19 protein-coding genes are annotated in these 24265 nt (G+C 51.4%); 9 read left to right on the plus strand and 10 right to left on the minus strand.

From position 1 onward, the window contains the following. Positions 1 to 59 precede the first annotated feature (59 nt). On the plus strand, positions 60 to 1889 hold the full coding sequence (gene typA / locus WIG73_RS04760) for a translational GTPase TypA (RefSeq protein ID WP_177678772.1): 1830 nt from the start codon (positions 60 to 62) through the stop codon (positions 1887 to 1889). A gap of 13 nt (positions 1890 to 1902) precedes the next feature. After that, on the plus strand, positions 1903 to 2430 hold the full coding sequence (locus tag WIG73_RS04765) for a GNAT family N-acetyltransferase (protein WP_337399496.1): 528 nt from the start codon (positions 1903 to 1905) through the stop codon (positions 2428 to 2430). Between the two features lie 51 nt (positions 2431 to 2481). Here WIG73_RS04765 and WIG73_RS04770 read toward each other — a convergent pair whose 3' ends face one another. From WIG73_RS04770 to WIG73_RS04785, 4 genes are all read right to left on the minus strand, one after another. Beyond that, positions 2482 to 3690 carry an aspartate kinase gene (locus WIG73_RS04770; RefSeq protein ID WP_177678768.1) on the minus strand — a complete coding sequence of 403 codons (1209 nt, stop codon included), beginning with the start codon at positions 3688 to 3690 and terminating at the stop codon, positions 2482 to 2484. Between the two features lie 15 nt (positions 3691 to 3705). Next, entirely contained in the window at positions 3706 to 4611 is a 906-nt protein-coding gene (thrB, locus tag WIG73_RS04775; RefSeq protein WP_249311333.1) for a homoserine kinase, read from the minus strand. Positions 4612 to 4692: 81 nt separating this feature from the next. Further along, positions 4693 to 5880, minus strand: a complete 1188-nt coding sequence (locus tag WIG73_RS04780; protein ID WP_337399497.1) for a homoserine dehydrogenase — start codon at positions 5878 to 5880, stop codon at positions 4693 to 4695. Positions 5881 to 6019: 139 nt separating this feature from the next. Then, positions 6020 to 7303 (minus strand): FAD-dependent oxidoreductase, encoded by a 1284-nt coding sequence (locus tag WIG73_RS04785; RefSeq protein ID WP_337399498.1) that lies wholly within the window; start codon positions 7301 to 7303, stop codon positions 6020 to 6022. 108 nt (positions 7304 to 7411) lie between these two features. Here WIG73_RS04785 and WIG73_RS04790 point away from each other — a divergent pair, with 108 nt between their 5' ends. Continuing rightward, positions 7412 to 8275, plus strand: a complete 864-nt coding sequence (locus tag WIG73_RS04790; protein ID WP_337399499.1) for a helix-turn-helix domain-containing protein — start codon at positions 7412 to 7414, stop codon at positions 8273 to 8275. 166 nt (positions 8276 to 8441) lie between these two features. Further along, positions 8442 to 8864, plus strand: a complete 423-nt coding sequence (locus WIG73_RS04795; RefSeq protein WP_177679941.1) for an Hsp20/alpha crystallin family protein — start codon at positions 8442 to 8444, stop codon at positions 8862 to 8864. Between the two features lie 91 nt (positions 8865 to 8955). Here WIG73_RS04795 and WIG73_RS04800 read toward each other — a convergent pair whose 3' ends face one another. The 5 genes from WIG73_RS04800 to WIG73_RS04820 all read right to left on the minus strand — a co-directional run bounded on the left by WIG73_RS04800 (position 8956) and on the right by WIG73_RS04820 (position 16318). After that, entirely contained in the window at positions 8956 to 11385 is a 2430-nt protein-coding gene (locus tag WIG73_RS04800) for a hypothetical protein (RefSeq protein ID WP_337399500.1), read from the minus strand. 147 nt (positions 11386 to 11532) lie between these two features. After that, positions 11533 to 13014, minus strand: a complete 1482-nt coding sequence (locus tag WIG73_RS04805) for a serine hydrolase (RefSeq protein WP_337399501.1) — start codon at positions 13012 to 13014, stop codon at positions 11533 to 11535. 23 nt (positions 13015 to 13037) lie between these two features. Continuing rightward, on the minus strand, positions 13038 to 13925 hold the full coding sequence (locus WIG73_RS04810; RefSeq protein ID WP_337399502.1) for a glycoside hydrolase family 16 protein: 888 nt from the start codon (positions 13923 to 13925) through the stop codon (positions 13038 to 13040). 23 nt (positions 13926 to 13948) lie between these two features. Continuing rightward, positions 13949 to 15292 (minus strand): hypothetical protein, encoded by a 1344-nt coding sequence (locus WIG73_RS04815; protein WP_337399503.1) that lies wholly within the window; start codon positions 15290 to 15292, stop codon positions 13949 to 13951. A 186-nt stretch (positions 15293 to 15478) separates the two neighbouring features. Then, positions 15479 to 16318, minus strand: a complete 840-nt coding sequence (locus tag WIG73_RS04820; RefSeq protein ID WP_337399504.1) for an AraC family transcriptional regulator — start codon at positions 16316 to 16318, stop codon at positions 15479 to 15481. A 113-nt stretch (positions 16319 to 16431) separates the two neighbouring features. Between WIG73_RS04820 and WIG73_RS04825 the strand changes: the two genes are divergently transcribed. The 5 genes from WIG73_RS04825 (at position 16432) to WIG73_RS04845 (ending at position 22291) form a co-directional block, all read left to right on the plus strand. Beyond that, entirely contained in the window at positions 16432 to 17877 is a 1446-nt protein-coding gene (locus WIG73_RS04825; protein ID WP_249311340.1) for an L-fucose/L-arabinose isomerase family protein, read from the plus strand. A gap of 15 nt (positions 17878 to 17892) precedes the next feature. Further along, entirely contained in the window at positions 17893 to 18939 is a 1047-nt protein-coding gene (locus tag WIG73_RS04830) for a hypothetical protein (RefSeq protein ID WP_337399505.1), read from the plus strand. Positions 18940 to 18959: 20 nt separating this feature from the next. Further along, complete coding sequence (locus WIG73_RS04835) at positions 18960 to 20072, plus strand: glycoside hydrolase family 99-like domain-containing protein (RefSeq protein WP_337399506.1); 1113 nt, start codon at positions 18960 to 18962, stop codon at positions 20070 to 20072. A 78-nt stretch (positions 20073 to 20150) separates the two neighbouring features. Further along, positions 20151 to 21194 carry an SGNH/GDSL hydrolase family protein gene (locus WIG73_RS04840; protein WP_337399508.1) on the plus strand — a complete coding sequence of 348 codons (1044 nt, stop codon included), beginning with the start codon at positions 20151 to 20153 and terminating at the stop codon, positions 21192 to 21194. Positions 21195 to 21205: 11 nt separating this feature from the next. Beyond that, positions 21206 to 22291 carry a glycoside hydrolase family 32 protein gene (locus tag WIG73_RS04845; RefSeq protein WP_337399509.1) on the plus strand — a complete coding sequence of 362 codons (1086 nt, stop codon included), beginning with the start codon at positions 21206 to 21208 and terminating at the stop codon, positions 22289 to 22291. A gap of 48 nt (positions 22292 to 22339) precedes the next feature. Here the strand turns inward: WIG73_RS04845 and WIG73_RS04850 are convergent, their stop codons facing one another. Further along, a complete protein-coding gene (locus WIG73_RS04850) occupies positions 22340 to 24253 on the minus strand; it encodes a hypothetical protein (protein ID WP_337399510.1) in 1914 nt (637 codons plus the stop codon). Positions 24254 to 24265: the final 12 nt, after the last annotated feature.

The following is a 24265-nucleotide window of genomic DNA, read 5'->3' on the forward strand; positions in this document are numbered from 1 at the left end:
CTACAATTAAAAGTTGGAGATCATAAAAAACATGAAATATATATATCGGAGGAATTTTTTTGGAAAACAGCAACAACATTCGAAACATTGCCATTATTGCCCACGTTGACCACGGCAAAACCACATTGGTGGACGCAATGTTTAAAAACAGCGGCATTTTCCGCGAAAACGAGCAGGTGGCAGAGCGCGTAATGGACTCGAACGACTTAGAGCGCGAGCGCGGCATCACCATTCTTTCTAAAAACACCAGCGTCATGCACGAGGGCGTGAAAATTAACATTGTGGACACACCGGGACACGCCGACTTCGGCGGCGAGGTTGAGCGCGTGCTGGGCATGGTTGAGGGCGTGCTTTTGGTGGTAGACGCATTTGAAGGCGCCATGCCCCAAACCAGGTTTGTTTTAAAAAAGGCGTTAGAGCTAAATTTAAAACCCATTGTGGTAATTAATAAAATCGACCGTCCCCAGGCCCGGTGCGAACAGGTAATCGACGAGGTGCTGGACTTGTTCATCGACCTGGGCGCAACCGACGAGCAGGCGGACTTTCCCGTGGTTTACACCTCGGCAAAACAGGGTATTTGCGGCCTGGAACAAGACGATTTAAAAAACGATTTAACCCCGCTTTTTAACGTGATTTTAGACTATGTCCCCGCGCCGGCAGGCGACCCCGAGGGTCCGCTTCAGGTGCGCATTGCCAACATCGACTATGATGAATATATCGGCAAAATCGCCGTGGGCAAAATTGCCCGGGGCACGGCGCGCTATAACCAAACCGTGGCGCTGTGCCACACCGACGGCACAACGTCCAACGTGAAAGCCGGCAGAATTTACACCTTTGAGGGCCTCGCAAGGCAGGAGGTGCAAGAGGTTCCGGCAGGGGACATCATCTGCATTTCCGGCCTGGGAGACATTAACATTGGCGAAACCATCTGTGACACCGGCTGCATCGACCCCCTGCCCGTCATTGAGGTGGACGAGCCGACCATTTCCATGAACTTCATGGTAAACAACAGCCCCTTTGCCGGACAGGAGGGCGAGTTCGTCACCAGCCGCCACATCCGCGACAGGCTGTTCCGGGAGCTGGAAACCAACGTGAGCCTAAAGGTTGAGGAAACCGACAGCGCAGACTGTTTTAAGGTTTCCGGCCGGGGCGAGCTGCACCTTTCCATTTTAATCGAAACCATGCGGCGCGAGGGATATGAATTTCAGGTATCGCGCCCACAGGTTATTTTTAAAGAGAAAAACGGTAAAAAACTGGAGCCTATGGAGCGTTTAATCATCGACGTGCCGGAGGAGTTTTCCGGCAGCGTCATTGAAAAGCTGGGAATCCGCAAGGCGCAGATGGAAAACATGCAGCCCACGGCAGACGGCTATATGCGTTTAGAGTTCACCATTCCCTCCCGTGGCTTAATCGGCTACCGCAACGAGTTTTTAACCGACACCAAGGGCAACGGCATTATGAACTCCATTTTAGAAGGGTTCGACGAATTTAAAGGCGAAATGCAAACGAGAAACCGCGGCTCCATGATTGCGTGGGAAAGCGGCACCACCGTGGCCTATGGCCTGCTGAATGCAGAGCTGCGCGGCGCGCTGTTTTTAGGCCCCGGCGTTAAGGTGTACGAGGGCATGATTGTAGGCGAAAACGCCAAAGGGGAAGACCTTACGGTAAACGTCTGCAAAAAGAAGCACGTCACCAACATGCGCGCCTCGGGCAGCGACGACACGGTGAAGCTCACCCCGCCCATCAACATGAGCTTAGAGCAGTGCTTAGAGTTCATTTCCGACGACGAGCTGGTTGAAGTTACGCCGAAAAGCATTCGCTTAAGAAAACGGATTTTATCAAAGTCCGACCGGGACAAGCTGGCCGGAAGAATGAAAAAACAGGGCTGACGGAGGACAAAACGTGATTTACCGCAAGCTTTCGGAACAAGAAATTTGCCGGCAGCTGTTTGCCGGGTTCCAGCGCCGCCAGGTTGTTACCAACTGCTGGCGCAAACAGGACGGGCAGTGGCAAATTCAGGCCGCGCCCTTCATCGACCAATGGAGCGAAGAGGACTATGCCTTTTTGGTCTCCTGCTTAAAAAACACGGTTCAAACAGGGGGCGTTGTGTTCGGCGCATTTTTGAGTGAAACGCTCAAGGGCTTTTCCTCGGTGGAAAGCCGGCCGCTGGGAAAGGCCCGCGACTATCTGGACTTATCCAGCCTTCACGTGTCGGCAGAACTGCGCGGCCGCGGAACAGGCAGGGAGCTGTTTGCCCGCGCCGCAGAATGGGCCCGGGAACGCGGCGCGAAAAAGCTTTATATTTCGGCCCACTCCGCCGTGGAAACCCAGGCGTTTTATAAAGCGCTGGGCTGTGTGGAGGCGGAGGAATACAATCCGGAACACGTGGAACAAGAACCGTTCGACTGCCAAATGGAATTTGTGCTGTAAAAATAAAACCCCCGCTGCGGAAGCAACTTCGCAGCGGGGGTTTTATGTGCTTTAAGCCAATTCAAACTTGTCGTGAATGGCTTTAATCGCTTTGTTTTCCATGCCCTGGTCAATCAAAACAGAAACCTTAATTTCCGAGGTGGCAATCATATGAATGTTGATGTGCGCGTCGTAAAGCGCCTCAAACATTTTTGCCGCAACGCCGGCGTTTGTCACCATGCCCGCGCCCACAATGGATACCTTTGAAACTTCGGTGTTATAGCTCAATTCGCCGTAGCCGATAAGGTCTTTGTTGTTCTCAATTAAATCAAGCGCCTCTTTTAAATTTCCTTCCGACACGGTAAAGCTGATGTCTTTCGTGTTTTCCCTGCCAATGGACTGAATAATCAAATCCACATTAATGTTATATTTTGCCAAAAGGGAGAAAATGCGAAACGCCTTTCCCGGCGTATCCTCTATGTGGCAGAGGGAAATCCTCGCAACGTCGTTATCCTTTGTCACACCTCTGACTACCATCGATTCCATATTAACAACCTCCTTAACAAATGTTCCCTCCGCACGGGTAATGCTGGAACGAACGCACATGTTCACATTATATTTTTTTGCCATTTCCACCGAACGGTTGTGGAGCACATTGGCGCCCAGACTTGCCAGCTCCAGCATTTCGTCAAACGAAATTTCCGAAAGCTTCTTCGCGTCGGGAACAATCCGCGGGTCGGTGGTGTAAACCCCGTCCACGTCGGTGTAAATTTCGCACAAATCCGCATGGCACGCCGCGGCCAGCGCCACGGCCGACGTGTCAGACCCGCCGCGGCCCAAAGTGGTAATGTCGTCATATTTATTCAGGCCCTGAAAGCCCGTAACAATCACAATGCGCTTTTTGTCAAGCTCGGCAGACAGCCGCTCTGTGTCAATCTTTTTAATTCTGCTGGCAGAATAGTTCGAGTCTGTCGCAATGCCGGCCTGCCACCCGGTGAGGGAAATCACAGGAAATCCCATGCTTTCAATGGTCATGGCTAAAAGAGAAGCCGAAATCTGCTCGCCTGTGGAAAGCAGCATGTCCATCTCACGCTTGGAAGGATTTGTGTTCACTTCCCTTGCTTTTTCAATCAAATCGTCGGTGGTGTCGCCCTGAGCGCTCACCACAACAATCACGCCGTTTCCGGCCTTGTAGGTGTCGGTCACAATTTTCGCCACGTTCTTTAAACGCTCCGTGTTGGCAACCGACGTGCCCCCAAATTTTTGAACAATTAAACCCAAATTCAAAACCTCCTGTTAAATCACCTTCACGCCCTCGTTGTCCGCATCCAACAGCTTTACGGTCCAGGTGGGGTGGGCTTTTTGCATATATTCATAAATGTCTTCATAAAAAAGTTCCGCGTCGTCGGCCTCCACAACCGAAACCAGCGTTGGCCCCGAGCCGCTGATATAGGTGCCCAAAGACCCGTAAGACTTTAATTTATTATAAATTTTCGGATATCCGTCAATAAACACTTTGCGGTAAGGCTCGTGCACCCGGTCGTCCATGGCGCAGAGCAAATTCTCATAATTTCCCGAAACCATGGAGGCAACCAGGAGCGACGCGTGGGAAATGTTAAACGACACGTCCCGCCGGGGATAATAGCCCGGCAGGGTGTTCCGCGCCTTTTGCGTGGTCACCGCATAGTCGGGAATGAGCACTAAAAATTTTAAGTCGCCGTTCATCTTGTGGGAATAGTAAAAAATTTCGTCCTTCTGAAAAACCGAAACGGTAAACCCGCCGCTCACTGCGGCGCACACATTGTCAGAATGGCCCTCAATCTGCGTGGCCATGGCCATAATCTCCCGGGAAGAAAACGGTTTTCCCGAAAGCTCGTTGGCGCACGCCAGGCCGCCCACAATGCAGGCGGAGCTTGAGCCTAAGCCCCTGGTTACGGGAACCTCGCTGTTTAAAACAAGCTTTAAGCCTTTGGGGCGGTAATCTGCCTTGTCGAACAAATATTTCATAGACTTGTAAACCAAATTTTTTTCATCGGTGGGAAGGAACTCCTTCGTTTCCGCGTCCAAAACCTCAATGCACAGACCCGATTCTGTCTCTTCCGCCTCTATGTAATTGTAAATGGACAGCGCCAGCCCAATGGAATCGAACCCCGGCCCCATGTTGGCAGAGGTACCCGGCACCCGCACTTTCACCTTTCCCATCTTTTTCCCTCCCGGTTTCGTTTCAGCTAACTATCAGATGTCCCCCGCCGCATGCAGAAGCGGGAAACGTCTTCAGCGAGGTTATAGAATTCGGATATACGCACACTTTCCGCCTGCTGTCTGCATAAAATCCTTCTCTTTCATTTCGCCGGTGGTGAAAACCGTTTCGCCCTCCAGCGTTCCAATCACGTCCACGCCGGGCAAATTCTCTGCCAAAGCCTTATTGGAGGTGCGCACAAAATAACAGTAAACACATTCGCCTGGATTTTGCATAATATCGCCCTCGGCCTCCGACCAAATCACCCATTTGTTAATGTGAATGTGCTTGGCCGCGTCAATCACGTCTGCCACAACGGCGCTGGCGGTGGGCAGCTTGCCCGCGCCCCGGCCGTAAAACATCACGTCGCCCAGCGAGTCGCCGTGAACCAAAATGGCGTTAAACACGCCGTTTACATCTGCAAGCTGACTGTCTTTTGAAACAAGGCGGGGCGCAACAATGGCCTGCACCTTGCCGTCCGGCCCAACCTCCGCCGAACCAATGAGCTTAATTACATAGCCAATCTTTCCGGCAAAAAACACGTCTGCCGTGGAAATTTTTGTAATGCCCTCGGTGGGAATGTCATGGTAGTCTACAAATTTTCCGGTTGCCAAAGAGGCCAAAATCGCAGTTTTCCGGCAGGCGTCGTGGCCCTCCACGTCGGCCTCGGGATTGCGCTCCGCATAGCCTAAGCTCTGGGCCTCCCTCAAAGAGCTTTCAAAGGTCGCGCCCTCTTCAAACATCTTGGTTAAAATAAAGTTGGTGGTGCCGTTTAAAATGCCGTGCACCTCGTCAATTTCGTTGGCGGTGAGGCACTGGTTTAAAGGCCTGATAATGGGAATTCCGCCGCCCACAGAAGCTTCAAAGAAATAGTTGGCGTCGTGCTCTTTTGCCAGGCGAATCAGCTCTGTGCCGTGGGTGGCCACCAGCTCCTTGTTTGAAGTTACCACACTTTTGCCCTTTAAAAGCGCAGATTTTGAAAACGAATAAGCCGGCTCTAAGCCGCCCATTACCTCAACAACAATAGAAACCTCGTCGTCGTTTAAAATGTCGTCAAAATTTTTGGTAAACAAATGCTTTTCCGGGTGGTCGTCGAACTCCCTGATATCTAAAATATATTTTATTTCAATGGAATCCCCCGCCTTTTTAGCAATGGACGGCGGATTTTTTTTCAAAATTTCATAAACGCCGGAACCGACGGTGCCATATCCCAATATTGCGATTTTTACCATGAAACAAGCCCCCTTGTAAATAATTACATAATTGTATTATATAGCACTTGAGATTTCAGGTCAACACTTTTTTGTAAAAACTGTAAAAAAAGCGCGGATTTCACAAAATCCGCGCTTTTTTTCTCAAAAATCTTGTCTTTTAGCCCAGTAAAACCGCCTGCACATCAGCCGCCTGCACGTCACGGGGTTTTTGACCGCTTTTCGCCGCGATTGCCGCAATTGCGCCTGCCGCCGCGCCTGTTCCCACACAAATGGGCATTACCCTGAAATTGGAATGTGCCATGTGCGTGCCTGAAATGTTCCTGCCAGACAGCACCAGCCCGTCTATGCGCTTCGGAATGAGGCAGCCAATGGGAATGTCGTAGCCCTTCTGCTGGCTAAAGTGCTTTTGCGCCCCGGTTTCGTCCAGCCCGCTGCCCGAAATGTTGTGCACATCAAAATTAAAGTGGGCGTCTTTCACCACCCAGTCGGGAAACTGGCGCGCCTCTAAAATATCCTGCTCCGTCAGCCTGGCCATGCCCTCAAAATGCCTGGTTTCCCGCACGCCCATAAACGACGCAGACGTGATTAAAAAGCAGTTTTCAAAGCCTGGAACAAATTCCCGCAGAAACGCCACAATCTTTTCCATCTGCTTCCGGCACACAACGGTCGCCTTTGTCAGGTCGCCGGAGTCGGTGCCGTCCGCCCCTGTCACGTTGGTCATGTTTACCGTAACAATGCCGGGCAAAATGTTTTCATACAGCAAAACATGGCCCGCCGGATGGGGCAAAAGCTGTTTTGCCAACGCCTGCAGCTCCCCTTTTTCTGTTTCCACCAGCGATTCAAAAGAGCCGGGAAGGGCTGCGTTTTCCACATCCACGCCGCCCACCTTAAACATCAGCGTCATGGGCTGCATTTTTTTGTCGTTCTCACGGCCCAGCTGAAACTCCGCCCCGGCCCGGGCCGCCACATCGCCGTCCCCTGTGGCGTCTACCACCGTTTTGGCCAGAATTGCCTGCCTGCCCGCCTTATTTTCCACAATCAGGCCGGTCACCGCGCCGTTATCCGTAATTACATCACTGACAAAGGTATAAAGCATCAGGCGTGCGTGAACCTCCTCCAGCATTTCCAAATACAGCGTTTTCAGTTCCTCGGTGTTGATCAGCCTTGTCTGCACGCCCTGATACGCGCCGGGGTTCCGGTCTGCACTGCGCCTTAAAATTTCGTGGTAAAGCTTGCTGTCTGCCCGGCCGACCCAATGGCTCATCAGGCCGATGGTAGACATGCCTCCCACATCTCCCCCCTGTTCTAACAGCAAAACGGAAGCCCCGTTTTTCGCCGCGGTATAGGCGGCTGCAAACCCGGCAGGCCCGCCGCCTGCCACCAAAACGTCGACCTCCGCCGCAACGGGAATTTCCCGTGCCTTTTCTGTGTAAGTCTTCATGTTTCATCACTCCTTGACTTTCTTTCCCCTCTATCATATAATATACACAGCGCAAATTCCTTTGAAATCCTGCAAAAAAACTTTAAATTCATGCAAGGAGATGGCTTTATGATTTTAGAACTGGAAACCGCCGTGGAAAACTATATCCGGCTGCTTCGCGCAAAGGGCTATTATGTCACCTTTTGCTTCCGCCGCGACACCGGCTTTTGCGCCCTGCCTGCAAAATATAACATTCACTACCACCCCTATTGCCTGGCTTTAAAAACCAGCCCTGAAGCCTGGGACCAATGCATACACAGCCAGAAAAAGGTGTATGAGCGTTTGAAGAACGGCGCATTTTTCGGCATGTGCCACGCCGGGGTAGAAGAATTTGTGTTTCCCATACCGGGAGGCGCACAGCAGGACAAAATCATTGGTTTCGTCAGCGTCAGCGGATTTAAAACCCGTGAAACCGAGGCGAAAAAGCGGGTGCGCCGCGTTGCAGAAGAATATCTCATCTCCAAAGAAACCCTTTTCGGACTTTACCAAAAGCTTTCTCCCCAGCCGCCTGAATTTGCCTCGCTCCGGGCGGAAATTGAGCCGCTGTGCTTTCTGCTGTCATACCTTTCAGCGCTTACCGAAAGCGACGGAGCCGACAATTCCGAGCGTTCCCTCTACAGCCGGCTGCTGACCTATGTAAACCGCCATTTTGCAGACGGCATCACCCTGCGGGACATCAGCAAAAACTGTTTTTGCTCCCTTTCCGCCGTAAGCCACGTGTTTGTAAAACACCAGGGCGTGCCGGTGATGAAATATATTCAGGAAAAACGCCTCACCGAGGCGAAAACCCTGCTTTTAGACTCCGACTTTTCTGTGAAAACCATTTCGGAAATGACGGGTTTTTCCGACTCGAACTATTTCATTGCCTGCTTTAAAAAGGCCTATGGCCTGCCCCCGGCGGCCTTTCGAAAAAAGTCGAAAAAAAGCGTTTAAAATTTGTTCATGAAAGTTATTAATTTTATTTACAAATTCTATGAAATTTTGTCACAAATTTGGGTTATAATAATCTTAGAAACAAAAAAGGAGATGGTTTCAATGGGAACCATAAAATGAAGCGTTTCAATGAAAAATAAAAATAAAATGAATTGGAGGAGATTGTATGTTTGATTTAATTCCATTTGGACGCAAGGAAAAAGATTTGTACCGCTATTTTAACGATTTTGAAAAGAGCTTTTTCGGTGACTCAGGCAGCTATCTTTCTGCCTTCAAAACCGATATCATTGACAAAGACGGCGCATATGTCCTGCAGGCGGAGCTGCCGGGATTTGCCAAGGAGGATATCCATATCGACCTAAACGGCGACTATCTCACCATTTCGGCAGAGCACAAGGAAGAAACTGAGGACAAAAGCGGCCAGTATATCCGCAAGGAACGCAGATTCGGCTCGTTTGCAAGGAGCTTCAATGTTTCCGACGTGGATACCGATAAAATCACCGCAAGCTATAAAGACGGCGTTTTAGAGCTCTCCATGCCGAAGCAAACGGAGGAAAAAGCGAAAGTAAGCCAGATTGAAATTCAATAATCCCCTCACTTTAGATACCCCATTTACCCCCCATTTTGAAAGCGGGCCGCCAAACAGTTTGGCAGCCCGCTTTTTCCTGTCTTTATTTTGTTTAACGTGCGTATGCACAGATGGGAGTGCAGTTTGTAAGGTCTTTCCACATCATAACCTTCACAGTGTCCCCCTCGCCAGGCGAAAATTCCGCCGGAACGGTTTCTTCAAATTTTCCTTCTTCAAACACCGCGTCGGTTACAGCAAACGACGTGAGCTGCCCCCCATTGTAGGAGGCGTAAAGAATTGTTGCAGACGCCCCGCTGCAGCCGGCAGTCACTTTTCCTGCCGCCGCGTCGTAGACGATATAATCCGTTGCCGCGCCGACGGTGAACGTTGCGCGGTTGCCGATTAGGCCTGCGGTGCTGATGGGGATAATTTCAAAGGTGATATCCTGTCCTGCCGCGCAGCTTGGCACAGTAAATGCCTGGTCCGGCGCAAAGGTGCCATAGTTGCGGATTTCGCCGCCGGGAAGCACAGAATATGCCTTAATCACCGTTGCCGCCTTGTTTTCTTCTTCGCTGTATTTCGGAACATAGGTGTAGGAAAGGGAAATTTCACTTCCCGGCACCGCTGTGCCTGTGGCGGAAATGTCTGCCACATCTGCGTCCAGCCCATTTTTCAAATCATCCATCAGGTTGCTGTTGCCCATTTCCTCAACCTTAAAGTCGTCCAAATAAAGCACCGTTCCTTCCGGATTGGTCGATTTATTCACACGGAAATACAGCATTGGGCGCCGCGGCACAAGGTTGGCGATGCTGGCATCTTCTTTTCCCTCAATCCGCGGGAAGTTCACTTTATACCAGCCGGAAAATTCTTTCCAATCGTTAGAAATTGTCCACTCCGTCTTAGCATTGTCAAAGCTTTCAGGGCCAACCATATATTCAAAGTTGGGCACCTTATAAACTTCTGTTGTTCCGGGGTCTTTATTTGTGTATCTGTCAAAGATAAGGGAAATCGGAACTTCTGCGTTTTCCTCCAGCCCCTCGGTTTTTGCCTTGAAGCTGATGCGGTAAAGTTTGCCCTGCTCGAAGGTAGCACTGGTTTTCATGTCGCCGTAATTGCCGGTGGAGGTCATTTTCATGCTCTGCCCCTCGCCGCTGGCCGTGTCAGTGCTGACTTCGGCCGTGGCATTGTTGGCAGTCCAGCCCGGGAACGTCTGCGTAACCTCACCGATGTTTTTAAACACCTTTAATCCGTCACCGCTGATTTCCATGTCACCGTTGCCGATAACACCTAAGTCAAACACCTGCAGCTTGTCAAATCCAAACGTTCCGGCACCTGCCGGGTCGTCGGTTGCATACGTGCCTTCCTCTGCTTTTTCAGGACAGATACGGAAGCCCACATGGAAGTTGTTGTTGTCATATGCTTGATATTCATAATAGTAGTAATACTCTACCTTTGTCCACTGGCCCTTAGGAATAACCGCAGGGTACACACTGGGATAACCGCTTGTGAAAGAGTTTTTATCCTCCGGATCCCTTTTGGTAGCGTAAATAATTTGCCTAATTTTTGCGGTGTCGCCATATAAGCCCTCGTCGCCTTCAATTCCATCATAGCGGAACCAGCCCGAAACCTTGTAAAGGTGGCCCATTTTCAGATAGACGTTACTAAATGTTGAGTCTGCAAAATTCTTGCCGTGGGTGCCCTTGCCATCCGTTACAACGGGGCTTAACACCTGCCTGTAACCCGGCGAGCAGTCGTCGCTGCGGCCGTCTAATTCACCGGTAACAGAGGAAGTGTCATAATCGTCATTTATCACGTAGGTTCCCGCCGTGCCGGTGTTCACACCCATTCTGTCGCTGTCAGGATATTCAAAAATAAAATCGTCAATCTGATAGTCCAAAACTGTTGCATCGGGGTCTGCCAATGCCTGAATGCCTGCCTCGCCGGTAACTCTCAGGCTCACCGTTTTCAGCTGAATGCTGCCAATGGACGCGCCGCTGCCGATAGACATGGCGTCTTCCCATTCAATGTCCTTTTCCACCTTCACCCACTGGTCTTTCACCAAAACATTTGTGATGTCATACTGTTTCCAGCCGGTGCTGGAATACGCCTCGCCAACGGTAACATCGGTTCTGTTTCCTGCATTCGTTACAATTCCGGTGCCGTGAAAAATAAAGCTGAACACGTTACAGTTTTTTCCGTTAAACTGGTCTAAAATTTCAGAATTCAGCTTCACCCATGCAGACATATGAATTTTCTGCCCCTTAGCAGGCGCCAAACCTTCGCACGCATATGTCATGTCAAAAAATCCCTTGTTCTTCTGGTGCACCTGAAGGCTGCCCCCGCTGCCGTTTACACCGCCTTTTGCAATACTTACGGTTGCCCGTGATGCATCCGGCTTGTTAAGCCCGTTTAAACTTTCCTCTGTCTCAAAGGTTTCAAACAAATAGGGATAGCCCTCGTTGCTTCCCAGCGCTGAGACCTGCATCAAGCCTGCGCCAAGCAGCATTGCGAAAGACAGCACCGTTGCTAAAAATTTTTTCATATTCTTTCCTCCTCGCATATTTTGTTAATTTGCACAAATATTAAAAATTTTCTGAACCTTATCTGTACTAATTATATAATAAACAACAGAAAATTGCAACACAAATCTTGCACGGCGTCCCTGTTTTTTCTGCGAAAAGTTGTATTTTTAAATGATTTTTTCCGCCTCCGCAAACCCTTCATATTCGTTTAAAAAGTCCTCTGCGCTTTTGGCGCAGTAAAGCCCGGCCTTTCCGCTGCCGTCAAACCCAATGGTAATGCCCAGATTGCCGAAATATTTGTCAATAATCTGCACCTTTAAAAACAGCTTTTTCGGCTCAATCCACGCCGCTGATGCGGCGCACCGGTAAAAATGCCCCTTGGTTTTCACCGTTCCCACTTCGTCTGCATACCCCTCCTGGGGAAACGCACCAAACGCATTTTCACACATCCGAAAGGCAATTGCTTTGTCACCCTGGGCGTTGGTAAAGCCGAATTGCCCCCCGCCGTTACCGTCGAACTCCAGTTTGAATTTCGTAATCCCCATGGGATTATCCCGCACCGCAAACGTCACGCCGTTCACTTCCCGCTCAAAATCGCTGTGTTTGCTGCCCTTTGCCGCCGCAAGCGTTAAGCCGGCGCAATATGCATCCAGCCGCTCCTGCGAAGCGGCATTCTCTGCCAGAGGGACGCCCTGCATGCTGTCTGCAATGTGGGTAAAAAACGCTTCAAATATCACGTTCTTTGCCAAATTCTTGCCCTGATTGTCGCCGTTGTAAACCAAAATCAAGTCTAAATCGGGAACGCACACCGCAAACTGACAGCCCATGCCGTTAAAAAAGAACGAGTTTCGCCAGGTGCGCCAAAACTGGAATCCATAGCCCTGGGTGTCAAAATCGTTCAAACCCCAGGGGTTGTTGTCAATCTGCTTTGCCGTGGCTTCGGTCACATAGCGTTCATTTAAAATCTGCTCGCCGTTCCACGTTCCGCCGTTTAACAGAAACCGCGCAATTTTCAGCAAGTCCCGGGGCGTGCAAATCACGCCCGAGTCCCCCCACGAATGGCCGCCGGGGCATTTCAGGCAAAACGCCTCTTTTGAAACGCCGATTTTGTCGAACAGCTTCTCTCTCAAATATTCCATAAACGGCAGTTTTGTCAGCCGTTCAACCAGCGCCGCTAAAACAAACGAGCCGCTGCTGTCGTAGTTATAAATTGTGCCCGACGGCCGCGACTGCACCCCGTCATTTTCAAAATAAAACCGCACGCGGTCGTCCGGCGCGGCGGCAAACCAGTTCTGCGCCGGCTTTGCCGTTGCCATCATCAGCATATGGCGAACGGTCTGATTTTTCAGGTTTTCGTCCGTTGCCCGTTTTGCCTCCTCGGGAAAATACTTTGAAATTTTGTCGTCAAGGCACAAAAGCCCGTCCTGCTCGCAAAACCCAACCGCAATGGAAACAATGCTCTTGCTGACGGAATACATCCGGTGGCCGAAGCTTTTGTCAAAGGGCGGCCAGTAGTGTTCAAAGAAAACATCCTCCCCCCGGGCTAAAATCACGTTGTGGGTCGAAAGATTTCTGTTTTCAAGGCTCTGAACAAACTTCAGCACCTGCTCTGAGGAGATTCCCGCCTTTTCCGGTGATACATGGTTCACGTTCTTGCCCTCCTAAATTCGTTTTATTTTTGATAAACCCGAACCCAGTCAATCACATACCGCTGAGGAAAAACCGTGGTTTCGTCCGGCGCGCCCGGCCAGTCGCCCCCAACGGCCAAACTCAGCAAAACCCGGTGGGGTTCGGTAAAATATTTCTTGTTTTCCTCTGTTAGCTGCGTTCGGTAATATTCCCGCCCGTCTAAAAACCAAATAATTTCCGTGTCCGTCCACTCTGCGGCATATACGTGAAATTCGTCGGATAACGTTCCGCTTAAAAGCGTGGTCTTTCCGCTTTCCGAGTAAGACGTTCCCTGATATTCCCCCCAGTGAATGGTGCCGTGGCAGGTGTTTTCCCGGCCTGTGCCGCCCACCATTTCAAACACGTCAATTTCGCCGCCCGAGGGCCAATAGTTTTGGTCCCCCATGGTCCAAAACGCCGGGAGCAAGCCCTGCCCCCTGGGCAGCTTTGCCCGAACCGCAAACACGCCCTGGTGAAACGACTTTTTGTGCCGTGTGGTGAGGCTGGCAGAGGTATATGCAAACCCCGGAAACTTGCTTTCCTTTCTGGCCTCTAACACCAAACACCCGTCTTCCATCCAGGCGTTGTCTTTCGTATAATATTGCAGCTCGTTGTTCCGTTTATAGCCCTCTTCAAAACTCCACACGGTTTCGTCCACCGCGCCTGTTTCAAACTCGTCGCTCCACACGAGCCGGTATTGGCCCGATTTTAACAACACCCGTTCCGCTATGCTGCTGCCGCAAAGAAATTGCCGCAGCAAGCTTTTTGCCGGGTCTTTATACATAGAAATCCCGCCTGACGCGCCCTGGTTTTCCGCACCTGCCATGCTTATGCCAAAACCGAACAAAACAACCGCCGACACCGCCGCGCAGGCCCTATGCCCGAATTTCATCTGCTTTTCTCCTTCAACAAAAATTAATCCACCGTGCAGTCGTCACCCACAAAGTCGTCGTAAACAATGTTTGGAACGTCCACGTCGTAAAGCTCAATGTGGTTTTTCCCGGTAATGCGAAGCAGGTTGTCCACCATGTCTGCATAAACGCCGTTAATTTTAAAGTTAAACCCGTGAATATCCCGCATGTTGCACACCGCCCGGTAGGGATAAAAATGCTCCCCGGGGAACAGGGGCGTTTCAATATAGTCCGGCTTCCGCACCTCTTCAATGGGATAGGGCGCCTGCCTGGGGTCAAACTTCACGTTGCAAAGATAAATGTTGTTATATTCCAGTGTTTTCCCGCAGCCCACCGCCGCGCCACCGTCAGACCGCATTGTGATGTCTGAAATGGTAATGTCCTGCACGGAAGACACAAGCTCCACCGCACACGCGCCCCGGGAAACCACGTTTTTCACCGACATATTCCGTGTTTCGCCAAGACGCGCCGGGCAAAACCCATAAACCGTTTCCCCAATGGACACTGCCGCCCCGGCGCGGTATGAGGCGCCCTCCCGGGACAAATCGGTCACGCCGTCCACCAACGCGCCGGAAAGCAAATTCCCGTCTCCGTTTACAAAACGGACGTTGGAAAACACAGAACAGTCCGACCGCACGTTTTTAATATAAATATCCCGCACGGCACTTGTGTTCACCAACGTGCCGCTGCAAGGCGGCGTGCTGCCATACTGCGGTGAGCTGCCACAATGCGGCGAGCCGCCCCCGGAAAAGGTGGTAACCTCCACAGTGTCGCCGAGGGTGGCTCCAAAAATGTTTTCAACGGTCACACTGTCACAGCCGCAGGCCACTGTAATGCCCTTTGCGTTTCCCGGCAGCTCGCCGGGCAGCACCGGCGCCAAATCATTGAAAAACCAAATGTCACGAATTACGGCAAGTGAAACGCCGCGGCACAAAATCCCCCGGGTGTGCCGATTTTGAAGGGAGAGGCCGCAAACCGTAACCTGCCTTGCGTTTTCAATGAAAATCAGCGGCCGGCCGGCCTTTTCTCCGCCGCTTATGCAGGCGTTTCCCGTTCCAACAAGACGAACCCGCTCAGCCGGCGTTTCCTCCCCGCCGCAAACGTCAAACCCGCCGTCGCCTGTTAACTCCACCTGGCAGTTATCCAGCTCCAGCACAAAATCAGAGGGAATTGTCACAGGCGCGTCCACAACCCAGCGGCAGGCGCCTGCACCCCTGTTGTAGCGGGGAATTACCGTTTTGTTCAGCCCCGTTTCCTTTGCCAGGTCGATGGCTGCCTGAATACGCGCCGCGTCTGCCGATTCGTTGTTTTCCGGCTGTGTGTAACCCAGTTCATATATGTCATGCATAAAAAATCTCCATTCTGCCGCCCTGCGCCGGCTCATACAGCAACGAAATCTCTATATCCACAGGGCAAAGAATGATAAGAGATTTTTTCGCCCGTGTGCGTTTCGTCCGCAGGACGATAATTTCGCACGGGCAGTTAAATCCGCCGGAGGCATAAATGTGAACGGAACTTTCACGTTTACGCTCCTTTACTTGTTTCGAAACTCCTTGGGCGACCTGCCCGTAACCTTTTTAAAATAGTTTGAAAAATAGCTGATGTCGCAAAAGCCCACCTCCTGAGCGATTTGCGTAACCGAAAAATGAGTGGTTTCCAGCAGCGTCACAGCCTTCGCAATGCGAATATTCAGCAAATAACTGCGCAGAGACATGCCGGTTTTCGCCCGAATTAAACTGTTGATATAATTGGGGTGATAGTGAAACAGCTCGGCAAGCTGGCTGTTTGTAATGGCGCCGCTAAAGTTTTCATGCAGATAAGAAATGATTTTATCCGCCGCAGAAGACCCCGAACCGCTTGCCCCCTCAGACAGAAAACGCGCACATTCCGCCAGAAACAAAGAAAGATATGCGCCGGCGGCTGCATTGGAATAAATCAGGTTTTGCCCGAACTCACTGTGGGCTTTTAACAGCAAATCTTCAAACCGGCCCATGCCAGAAATTGCCGCCGCCCGGTTAAACGCCGAAGCGTCTTCAAAGGTGACGCGCTCTAAAACATTGCTTTCCACAAATTTTTCCGGTGAATCCGGGGGAATGGGAACGTCGTGCGCCGCCTGCCGAAAGGTGAAATCAAAGTTCACGGCAAGCACCTTTGCGTCCTCAGCCGTGCGCAGCACACGATATGTCACGCCGGAAGGAATGACAATTCCGTCCGTTTCGCGGAGAACGTGCTCTTTTCCGCCGGCAAACACAGAAACAGACCCTTTTTTCACATAAAACAGCCGGCAGTCGTAGGGACAAAGGAAAGGCCCCGTGTCGTTCGGCTGCAAAAATCTTGAAAACCGCACAAAGGGATGAATTTCACAAAACCGCACCGTTTGCCCTCCAATCTTTGATTTACACAAAAATAACTTGAAATCATTATAGATTATAGCACGCTTTTGTTATATAATCAAGAAAAATTAAAAAAGAAAGGTGTAAATGATACATGATAGAACGACTCACCCCAAGAACTGCCAAAATTGCCATTTTTGCCGTGGCCCACGCCACCTACTGGGACCAGTTCCCCGGCCTTTATGAAAAAATTATGGGCTACCACGCAGATTTGGTTGCCAAGGTGCGGGCAAACGGCGCAGAGGTTCTCGATTTCGGCATGGTGGACAGCTCGGAAAAAGCGTTTTCCGCGGCGGAAAAAATAGCCGGCTCCGGGGCCGACCTGCTGTTTTGCAACATGGCCACCTATGCCACCTCGTCTGTGTTCGCCCCCATTTTAAAAGAAACAAACCTGCCCATGGTTTTGGTGGCGCTGCAGCCGCGAAAGGCCATGGACTACACAAAGGCCAGCACGTTCATGCAGCTTGAAAACGACAACATCTGCTCCGTGCCGGAGTTCACAGGCGTTGCAAACCGTTTGGGCAAGCCGGTGACAGACGTAATTCTCGGCGCGCTTTACGACGACAAAGAGGCGGAAGCAGAGCTTTCCGAGTGGTGCGAAATCGCCAAGGTGCTCCACAGCTTAAAGGGTGCGCGCATTGGCTTAATGGGCCACGTTTTAGAGGCCATGTACGACATGCACGCCGACCCCACGGCGGCCTTTTCCGCCTTCGGCGTGCATGTTCCGCTTTTAGAAATTGACGATTTGCTGACAGAATATCACAAGGTAACGGAAGCAGAAATCCAGGAAAAAATCAAGCTGATAAAGGCCGAGTTCGACATGCCGGAGCCAAAGTCCGACCCCGTTACCAAAAAGCTTACGGAGGAGGACTTAATTCAGTCCGCCAAATCTGCCTGCGCACTGGACCGGTTCATAAAAACCTACAACCTCACCGGCCTGGCCTATTACTACGAGGGGCAGGAGGGTTCCCTGGCCCGCAGCCTGGCCACCACGCTCATTGTGGGAAACTCCATTTTAAACGCCCAGGGCGTGCCCATGTGCGGTGAATTTGACTTAAAAACCTGTATTGCCATGCTGATTTTAGACCGCTTAAACATCGGCGGCAGCTTTGCAGAGTTTCACCCCTTCGATTTTAACGAGGATTTCATTCTGGTGGGCCACGACGGCCCCCACCACATTGCCATTGCGGAGGGGAAACCAATTCTGCGCAGCCTGATTAAATTTCACGGAAAACCCGGCCGCGGCGCGTCGGTGGAATTTAAAATTAAAGAAGGCCCCATCACCATGCTTGGCATTACCCAAACCGCCGGCGGCTCGTTTAAGTTTGTCATTGGCGAGGGCATTTCCAAAAAGGGCGCAATCCCGCCTACCGGCAACACCAACACCAGAGGCTTTTTTGCGCCCACAACAAAGGAGTTCATAAAAAAATGGGTCATGGAAGGCCCCACCCATCACTACGCGCTGGGCGTTGGCCATCACGGAAAAACGCTGGAAAAAATCGGTAAAATTTTAGGAATTGAAACTGTGTTTGTAAAATAAAAGGAGGACTTGTTCATGGTAATCCATACGGAACCGCCCGAAACGGCGGACAGCTTCCGCGCAGACTACGCCGCCGGAGTGGAACGGTTCATAAAAGAACAAAACGCTTTGGCGAAACAGGCCCGCACCGCATTTATGCCCCCGGAGAACTTTCCCGCAAAAATAGAACATTACCGGGAAATGTTTTTGCAGATGCTGGGCATTTCCCGCCTGCCGGACAGCGGCAGCCCCCAGTTAAAACAGGAGTTTTCCGCCGCAGATGATGTGTGCAGCATTTACCGCGTAACCGTCACCGTTTTAGGCTGCATCCCCTTCTATGGCCTGCTGATGGTGCCCCACGGCGTTTCCGGCGCGGCAAAAGCCCCGCTGATCATTGCCCAGCACGGCGGTGGCGGCACGCCGGAGCTTGCCGCGGACTTTCACGGCAAAAACAATTACGGGCACCTGATTCAAAGGCTCCTGGCCCGGGGAGCGGTGGTGTTTGCGCCCCAGCTCCTTTTGTGGAACCAGGGAGAAACATTCGACACCTGCCCCGGCCACAAGGTGCCCTATGACCGCACTGTGACGGATGTGAACTTAAAGCGTATGGGGCTCAGCATAACGGGGCTTGAAATTTACTGCATTTCGCAGTCTGTCACCGCCCTGTCGGCCTTAGATGCAGTTGACGAAACCGCCGTTGGCATGGCGGGCCTTTCCTACGGCGGATATTACACCCTTTACACCATGGCGGCTGACACAAGAATAAAGTCCGGCCTGGCCTGCGGTTGCTTTAACGACCGGGATTGCTATCCCTGGCAGGACATGACCTATTTTCAGTCCGGCACAACGTTTCAAGACGCAGAGGTGGCGGCCCTGTGCGCGCCCAGACGATTGTATGTGTCCATCGGCGAAAAAGACCCGGTGTTCACTTTTCAAACCGCCCTGCCCGAAGCAAAGCGGGTAAAACCTTACTATCAAGCCTTCGGCGCGGAACAAAATTTTGTGTTTGAAACCTGGAGCGGGGAACACACCGTAAATCCTGCGCCAGACGGGTTTGACTTTTTGTTTTCTGCATTCAAATAAAAAGAAAAGGAGAAATAAAAATGAACACACCCATTTACGCCTATTACTTTCCTAACTGGCACGTTACACCCCAAAACGAAATCTGGCACGGCAAAGGCTGGACAGAGTGGCAGTGTGTAAAATATGCCACGCCGCGCTTTCCCGGTCACGTACAGCCAAAGGTGCCCCTGTGGGGCTATGAAGACGAGTCCGACCCAAACGTTGCGGCAAAGAAAATTGCCTGCGCGTTAAAATTCGGCATCAGCGGTTTCATTTTCGACTGGTATTGGTATCCCGAAATCGGGCCATACCGCATTGACTGCCTGGAAAAGGGCTTTTTCGGCGCGGAAAACTTTAACGACTTCCAGTTTGCCGTGATGTGGTGTAACCACACTCCCATTGCCGCCCATCCCTCTCCTTACTTTTTCCGCAATCAGCCCCTAACCGCCGGCAGCGTAACAAAAGAGAGCTTTTTCGACTTAACCGAGCACTGCATTCACCGCTACTTTAAAATGGATCAATATATCCGGGTAGACGGCAAGCCCTACTTTTGCATTTATTCCCTGAGCGAGCTGGTCAACTCCCTGGGTGCAGATACGGCAAAAAACATAATTTCCGATTTTAGAAACCGCGCACGGGCGGCCGGCGTGGGCGAGCTGACGATTGCCGTGTGCGCGCCTGTAAGCAACGAACCGGGACAGGAGAAATTCGGCCGGCTCTGCAAAGAAATCGGCGTCGACATGCTCACAACTCACGCCTGGTATAAATCCCATGAAAATGCGCTGACCTATGAGTATAACGATTACATTGAACCCACCATAGACCGCATGAAGTATGTGCAGAACACCTGGGGGCTTCCGCTGTGCCCATCAGTAATGGTTGGTGAAGACAACAGCCCCAGAACCGTGCAGTCAGAAATTTTTGACCCTGCCCGGGGATACCCCTACTCCCCCATTGCGGTGAATAACAAGCCGGAATCTGTCGGAGGCGCCGTGTCGAAAATGCTTGAATGCATGCATAACGGCACATTTCACAACGCGTTTTTAGTAATCGAAAGCTGGAACGAGTGGACGGAAGGAAGCTATTTAGAGCCCTGTGAAGAATATGGATATCAAATGTTAGAAGCCATCCGCAGCGCGGCTTCTCAAACCTAAATAAAAAAACGCCCTGGCGGGCGTTTTTTTGTTGACACAGCCTGCATTCCGTGCTAAACTTTAGGCGAGGTGAAAAGCATGAACATTGAAAAACTGGATAAAAACATGAAAGTAAACACAAAGATACAAGAAAAAAACCTGTGCGTTTACAATATTGACGACGAACCCTTTGAGCTTTTAGGCGTTCAGCGGGACGGCGACATCTATGTGCGCATGGATTTAAACGTGGCAAAATCGGTAAGCCAAAGCGTTTACGACCTGGCAAAACACACCTCCGGCGGCAGGGTGCGTTTTAAAACGGACTCGAAATTTATCGCCCTGTTCTGCAAGGTTCCGGCTGTGGGCACCATGCGTCACATGCCGAAAACAGGCCAGTGCGGCTTCGACGTGTTTGCCGACGGCATTTTTACCACCTTTGTTGCGCCGGACGACGAAACACCGGAAGAGTTTGAAGGAATTCACTACTTTCCCGACAAAAAAATGCGGGAAATCGTCATTGGCTTTCCCCTTTATAACACAACAAACCACTTATATTTAGGCCTTGAAAACGGGGCGGCTGTTGAAAAATGCCCGCCTTATGAAAAAAAAGTGGTGTTTTACGGCTCCTCCATCACCCAGGGGGCCTGTGCCTCCCGTCCCGGCAGCAGCTACCCTTCCATAACGGCCCGCAGCCTGGGGTGGGACTTTTTAAACCTGGGATTTTCCGGCAACGCCAAGGGCGAAACGGCCATGGCAAACTACATAAAAAACCTGAAAATGGACGTGTTTGTGTATGACTACGACCACAACGCGCCAGACAGCGCGCATTTAGAAAAAACTCACAAGCCGTTTTTCGACATTATCCGGGCGCAAAACCCCTCGCTCCCCGTAATTTTCATGTCGCGGCCAGACTTTCACAACGGCTCTTTGGAGGACAACATAAAACGCAAAGCCGTAATATTTAACACCTTTGCCAAGGCTATGGCTGACGGCGATAAAAACGTATATTTTATAGACGGCAACTCCCTCTGGGGCGAATATGGCTACGACTGCTGCACCGTAGACGGCTGCCACCCCACAGATTTGGGCATGTGGCGCATGGCGGAAATGGTGACAAACACCATCCGCAGAATAAAGTTTTAGGAGGGTTCTCCATGGCGAAACGTTTGCACCATCACTTTGAGCCGGAAAAAGGCTGGATAAACGACCCCAACGGGCTGGTGTTCTTCTGTGGAGAATACCATGCGTTTTTCCAGCATAATCCCTACGAGCCGAAATGGGGACCCATGCATTGGGGCCACGCGGTCAGCCGCGACCTCATTCACTGGAACGAGCTGCCCATTGCCCTCTCGCCCGACCAGCCTTACGAAAACAGCGGCGGGTGCTTTTCCGGCGGCGCTTTGGTGAAAGACAATGTGCTCTATGTGTTTTACACCGCGGTGTCAGAGGAACTGGGGCAAACGCAGTGTTTGGCAATGAGCCGCGACGGGGTGCACTTTGAAAAATATCCCGGCAATCCAATTATAAAATCTTACCCCTCAGACGGCAGCGAAGATTTCCGCGACCCTCACGTTTTTGAATACGGCGGCGCCTATTTCATGGTAATCGGCTCCGGTAAAAACGGCGTGGGCAAAATTTTGCTCTACCGCTCGGAAGACTTAACAAACTGGGACTACCGGGGCGTGCTGTTTGAAGGAGCAAAATATGGCGGTGTGCTGGAGTGCCCGGACTTTTTTGCGCTGGACGGGAAATTTGTTCTGATGTTCTCGCAAATGGGCCGCAAAACCCATTCTACAGCCTTCATCACAGGGCAGTTCGACGGGGAGCGGTTTTTGCCCGAAGCGGAATTTTATCCCGAAGCCGGCCCTCATTTTTATGCGCCGCAAACCTTCCACGACGAAACCGGCCGCAGAATATTAATCGCCTGGCTCTATTCCTGGGATAAAACGCCGGATGAAACCGTGCCCTACGCCGGGGCGCTGACCATTCCGCGGGAAGTGTTTTTCTGCCCGGGAAACGGCGCGCTTTGCACCTATCCCGTAAAAGAAGCCTGGCCGCTTTTTGCAAAAAGCGACGAGCATGTTGAAATTTCAGAAAACTGCGTAAAAATAAAAACAAAGAAAGACGAACCGCCCTTACGGTTCAGCGGCCATGTAAAACAGGTAGACATTTTGGCCGACACCAAAACCATTGAAGTTTTCATAAACGGCGGCGAATCCTCATTTTCCTACTGGTTTTAGACGAATAAAAAGCGGGCCTGTGAAAGGCCCGCTTTATTGATATCAATCTTATTCAATTACCTTGTCGCGCACATCACCTGCCGGCGCGGTTTCGCTTTCCGGCGGCTCTAATTCCTCTTCCCCGCCGATTTCGTCCACCTGCCGGGCGTAGAGACGCTGCCCCTTAATTCCTGTGTTGTCCAGCGCCGCACAAACAGCCGCAAACTGTTCTTCCGTCAGCCTGCCGGCGTCTGTCATGTTCCTTGCGGCAAGCTCAGAAACTGTACGCCACTGGGAAAAGTTTGCCCCTTTCGTCATTAGACACAGCGACCGGAAACAAAGCTCGCCCAGCGCACCGGTGTCCACCCCGTTGGCGTTCATCTGATACACGGCGTGGGAAACAACGGTGGAATAGCGGTAACATTCGGCAATGTCTTTCATCTCCACGGCACCAGAAAGCTTCGTTACAAACCCGCTTTCCGGCGCGGCCAAATTCCTGCTTCCATGAATCCAGTCTGCCGTGCCGCCGGCAAAATGCGCTTCGCAAAGCTCGCCGAACACGTCGGCCAGCCCCTCCGCCACAGCCGCGTTTTCACTGAAATTGCGGGTGCCGTCAAACTGGGCAACATGATACATCACACCGTGGGCAAATTCATGCGCCGCCACATTTACGTCCAGCTCGCCGGAGGTCAGGTCCTCCCGGATAAACATCAGCACATCGCCGGAATACAGCGCCTTTTCCGGCGGAAGCTTGTCTTTTAAATATTCATTGGAATTTAAATATACCTTAAAATTCCCGTTTTTCCCGTTTAAACCCGCATAGCCAAAGCTGTCTTTAAAATAGGCATATGCCCTGTCCACAGAAGCTTTCGTTCCGGCAACATAGGCCGACATGTTCCCTGCGTCAATGTCTTCCCTGCGAATTTCCTCCAGGGCGCTGGTTTTTGTTTTATCGTTCCAGTTAAATTTGTCGTTCACCGTAAACATGGTCATGGCAGATTCCGCAGCCGACGGCGGCACGCTGCTGTCTGCTGCGGGAACCTCCGCGCTGTCCGTTTCCGGCAGCGCCGCTTCCTCCCCGCCGTTTTCATAGCTCGACGTAGCGCAAATATAAATTCCCGAGCCTGCGTCGGCGTCCACAAACGCGTCATACGCCACATATTCGCCCTTTTCGTTGTAGCCCGACACGTTGGAAACATAGGCCAAATAGGTTTTCCCCTCAAAATTGCAAACAACCTTTTCCGCAACAGTGACGTTTGCGCCCTCGGTTATGCGATAGTCGCCGGACAGCTTGTTCACATATTCACTCACAGCGTTCGAGGCGCCGCCGGCGTCTAACGCCGCGTTTAAATCCAGACCGTCCGTTTCAACAACCCTGCCGTTTAGTGCGATTGGTGTTCCGTTTTGTGCTGCCGCCAAAACTACCTCGCCGCCATAAACCTTAAGTCCGCCGCAGGTCTGGCTGAAGCGGTAATAGGTGTCGTTGCCAACGGCTGTTTTGCTTTTCATCACAAAGCTTGTGTTTGCATCCGTTATGCTAAGCTGATCTTTCACGCTGTGAATGGCATCTTCCGCCGTGGCCCCGTCTAAAATTTTTACCTGGGTAAAGCCGCTGCCCAAAAGCGTTTCTTTCACCTCGCCCGCCACGCCGGAGGTAGCCGGCGCGGAAGACACCTCGCCCCCCACAGGCTGAACCGGCTTTCTTTGGTCCTTCAAATAGTTCATGCCAAACCAAACGCCGGCGGCACAGGCCACAATAAGAATAACAGAAACCAGCACGCGCCGTTTTCTGTGTTTCGACTTTTCCCTCATTTCTGCAATGCGGTCTAACTCGTCGTGCAGTTCCGGCAAAGCGTCAATCATATCCGCGGTGCCCTTTTCCTCCGGTTCAACAGCGCCGACAAAAGCCTCCTGCTCCTTTCCGCAGAATTCACAAAAATTTGCGCCATCCTTTAACTCTTCGCCGCAAAATTTACATTTCATATGATGTTGCCC

It is taken from the genome of Congzhengia sp. (assembly GCF_037235575.1).
Classification (GTDB): Bacteria; Bacillota; Clostridia; order UBA1381; family UBA9506; genus Congzhengia; species Congzhengia minquanensis.

Excerpts from the sequence above, each read along its gene's own strand:
- thrB (WP_249311333.1), bottom strand. The coding sequence starts at position 4,611 with ATGGGAAAGGTGAAAGTGCGGGTGCCGGGTACCTCTGCCAACATGGGG.
- WIG73_RS04780 (WP_337399497.1), bottom strand. The coding sequence starts at position 5,880 with ATGGTAAAAATCGCAATATTGGGATATGGCACCGTCGGTTCCGGCGTT.
- WIG73_RS04785 (WP_337399498.1), bottom strand. The coding sequence starts at position 7,303 with ATGAAGACTTACACAGAAAAGGCACGGGAAATTCCCGTTGCGGCGGAG.
- WIG73_RS04790 (WP_337399499.1), top strand. The coding sequence starts at position 7,412 with ATGATTTTAGAACTGGAAACCGCCGTGGAAAACTATATCCGGCTGCTT.
- WIG73_RS04795 (WP_177679941.1), top strand. The coding sequence starts at position 8,442 with ATGTTTGATTTAATTCCATTTGGACGCAAGGAAAAAGATTTGTACCGC.
- WIG73_RS04800 (WP_337399500.1), bottom strand. The coding sequence starts at position 11,385 with ATGAAAAAATTTTTAGCAACGGTGCTGTCTTTCGCAATGCTGCTTGGC.
- WIG73_RS04810 (WP_337399502.1), bottom strand. The coding sequence starts at position 13,925 with ATGAAATTCGGGCATAGGGCCTGCGCGGCGGTGTCGGCGGTTGTTTTG.
- WIG73_RS04815 (WP_337399503.1), bottom strand. The coding sequence starts at position 15,292 with ATGCATGACATATATGAACTGGGTTACACACAGCCGGAAAACAACGAA.
- WIG73_RS04825 (WP_249311340.1), top strand. The coding sequence starts at position 16,432 with ATGATAGAACGACTCACCCCAAGAACTGCCAAAATTGCCATTTTTGCC.
- WIG73_RS04830 (WP_337399505.1), top strand. The coding sequence starts at position 17,893 with ATGGTAATCCATACGGAACCGCCCGAAACGGCGGACAGCTTCCGCGCA.
- WIG73_RS04835 (WP_337399506.1), top strand. The coding sequence starts at position 18,960 with ATGAACACACCCATTTACGCCTATTACTTTCCTAACTGGCACGTTACA.
- WIG73_RS04840 (WP_337399508.1), top strand. The coding sequence starts at position 20,151 with ATGAACATTGAAAAACTGGATAAAAACATGAAAGTAAACACAAAGATA.
- WIG73_RS04845 (WP_337399509.1), top strand. The coding sequence starts at position 21,206 with ATGGCGAAACGTTTGCACCATCACTTTGAGCCGGAAAAAGGCTGGATA.
- WIG73_RS04850 (WP_337399510.1), bottom strand. The coding sequence starts at position 24,253 with ATGAAATGTAAATTTTGCGGCGAAGAGTTAAAGGATGGCGCAAATTTT.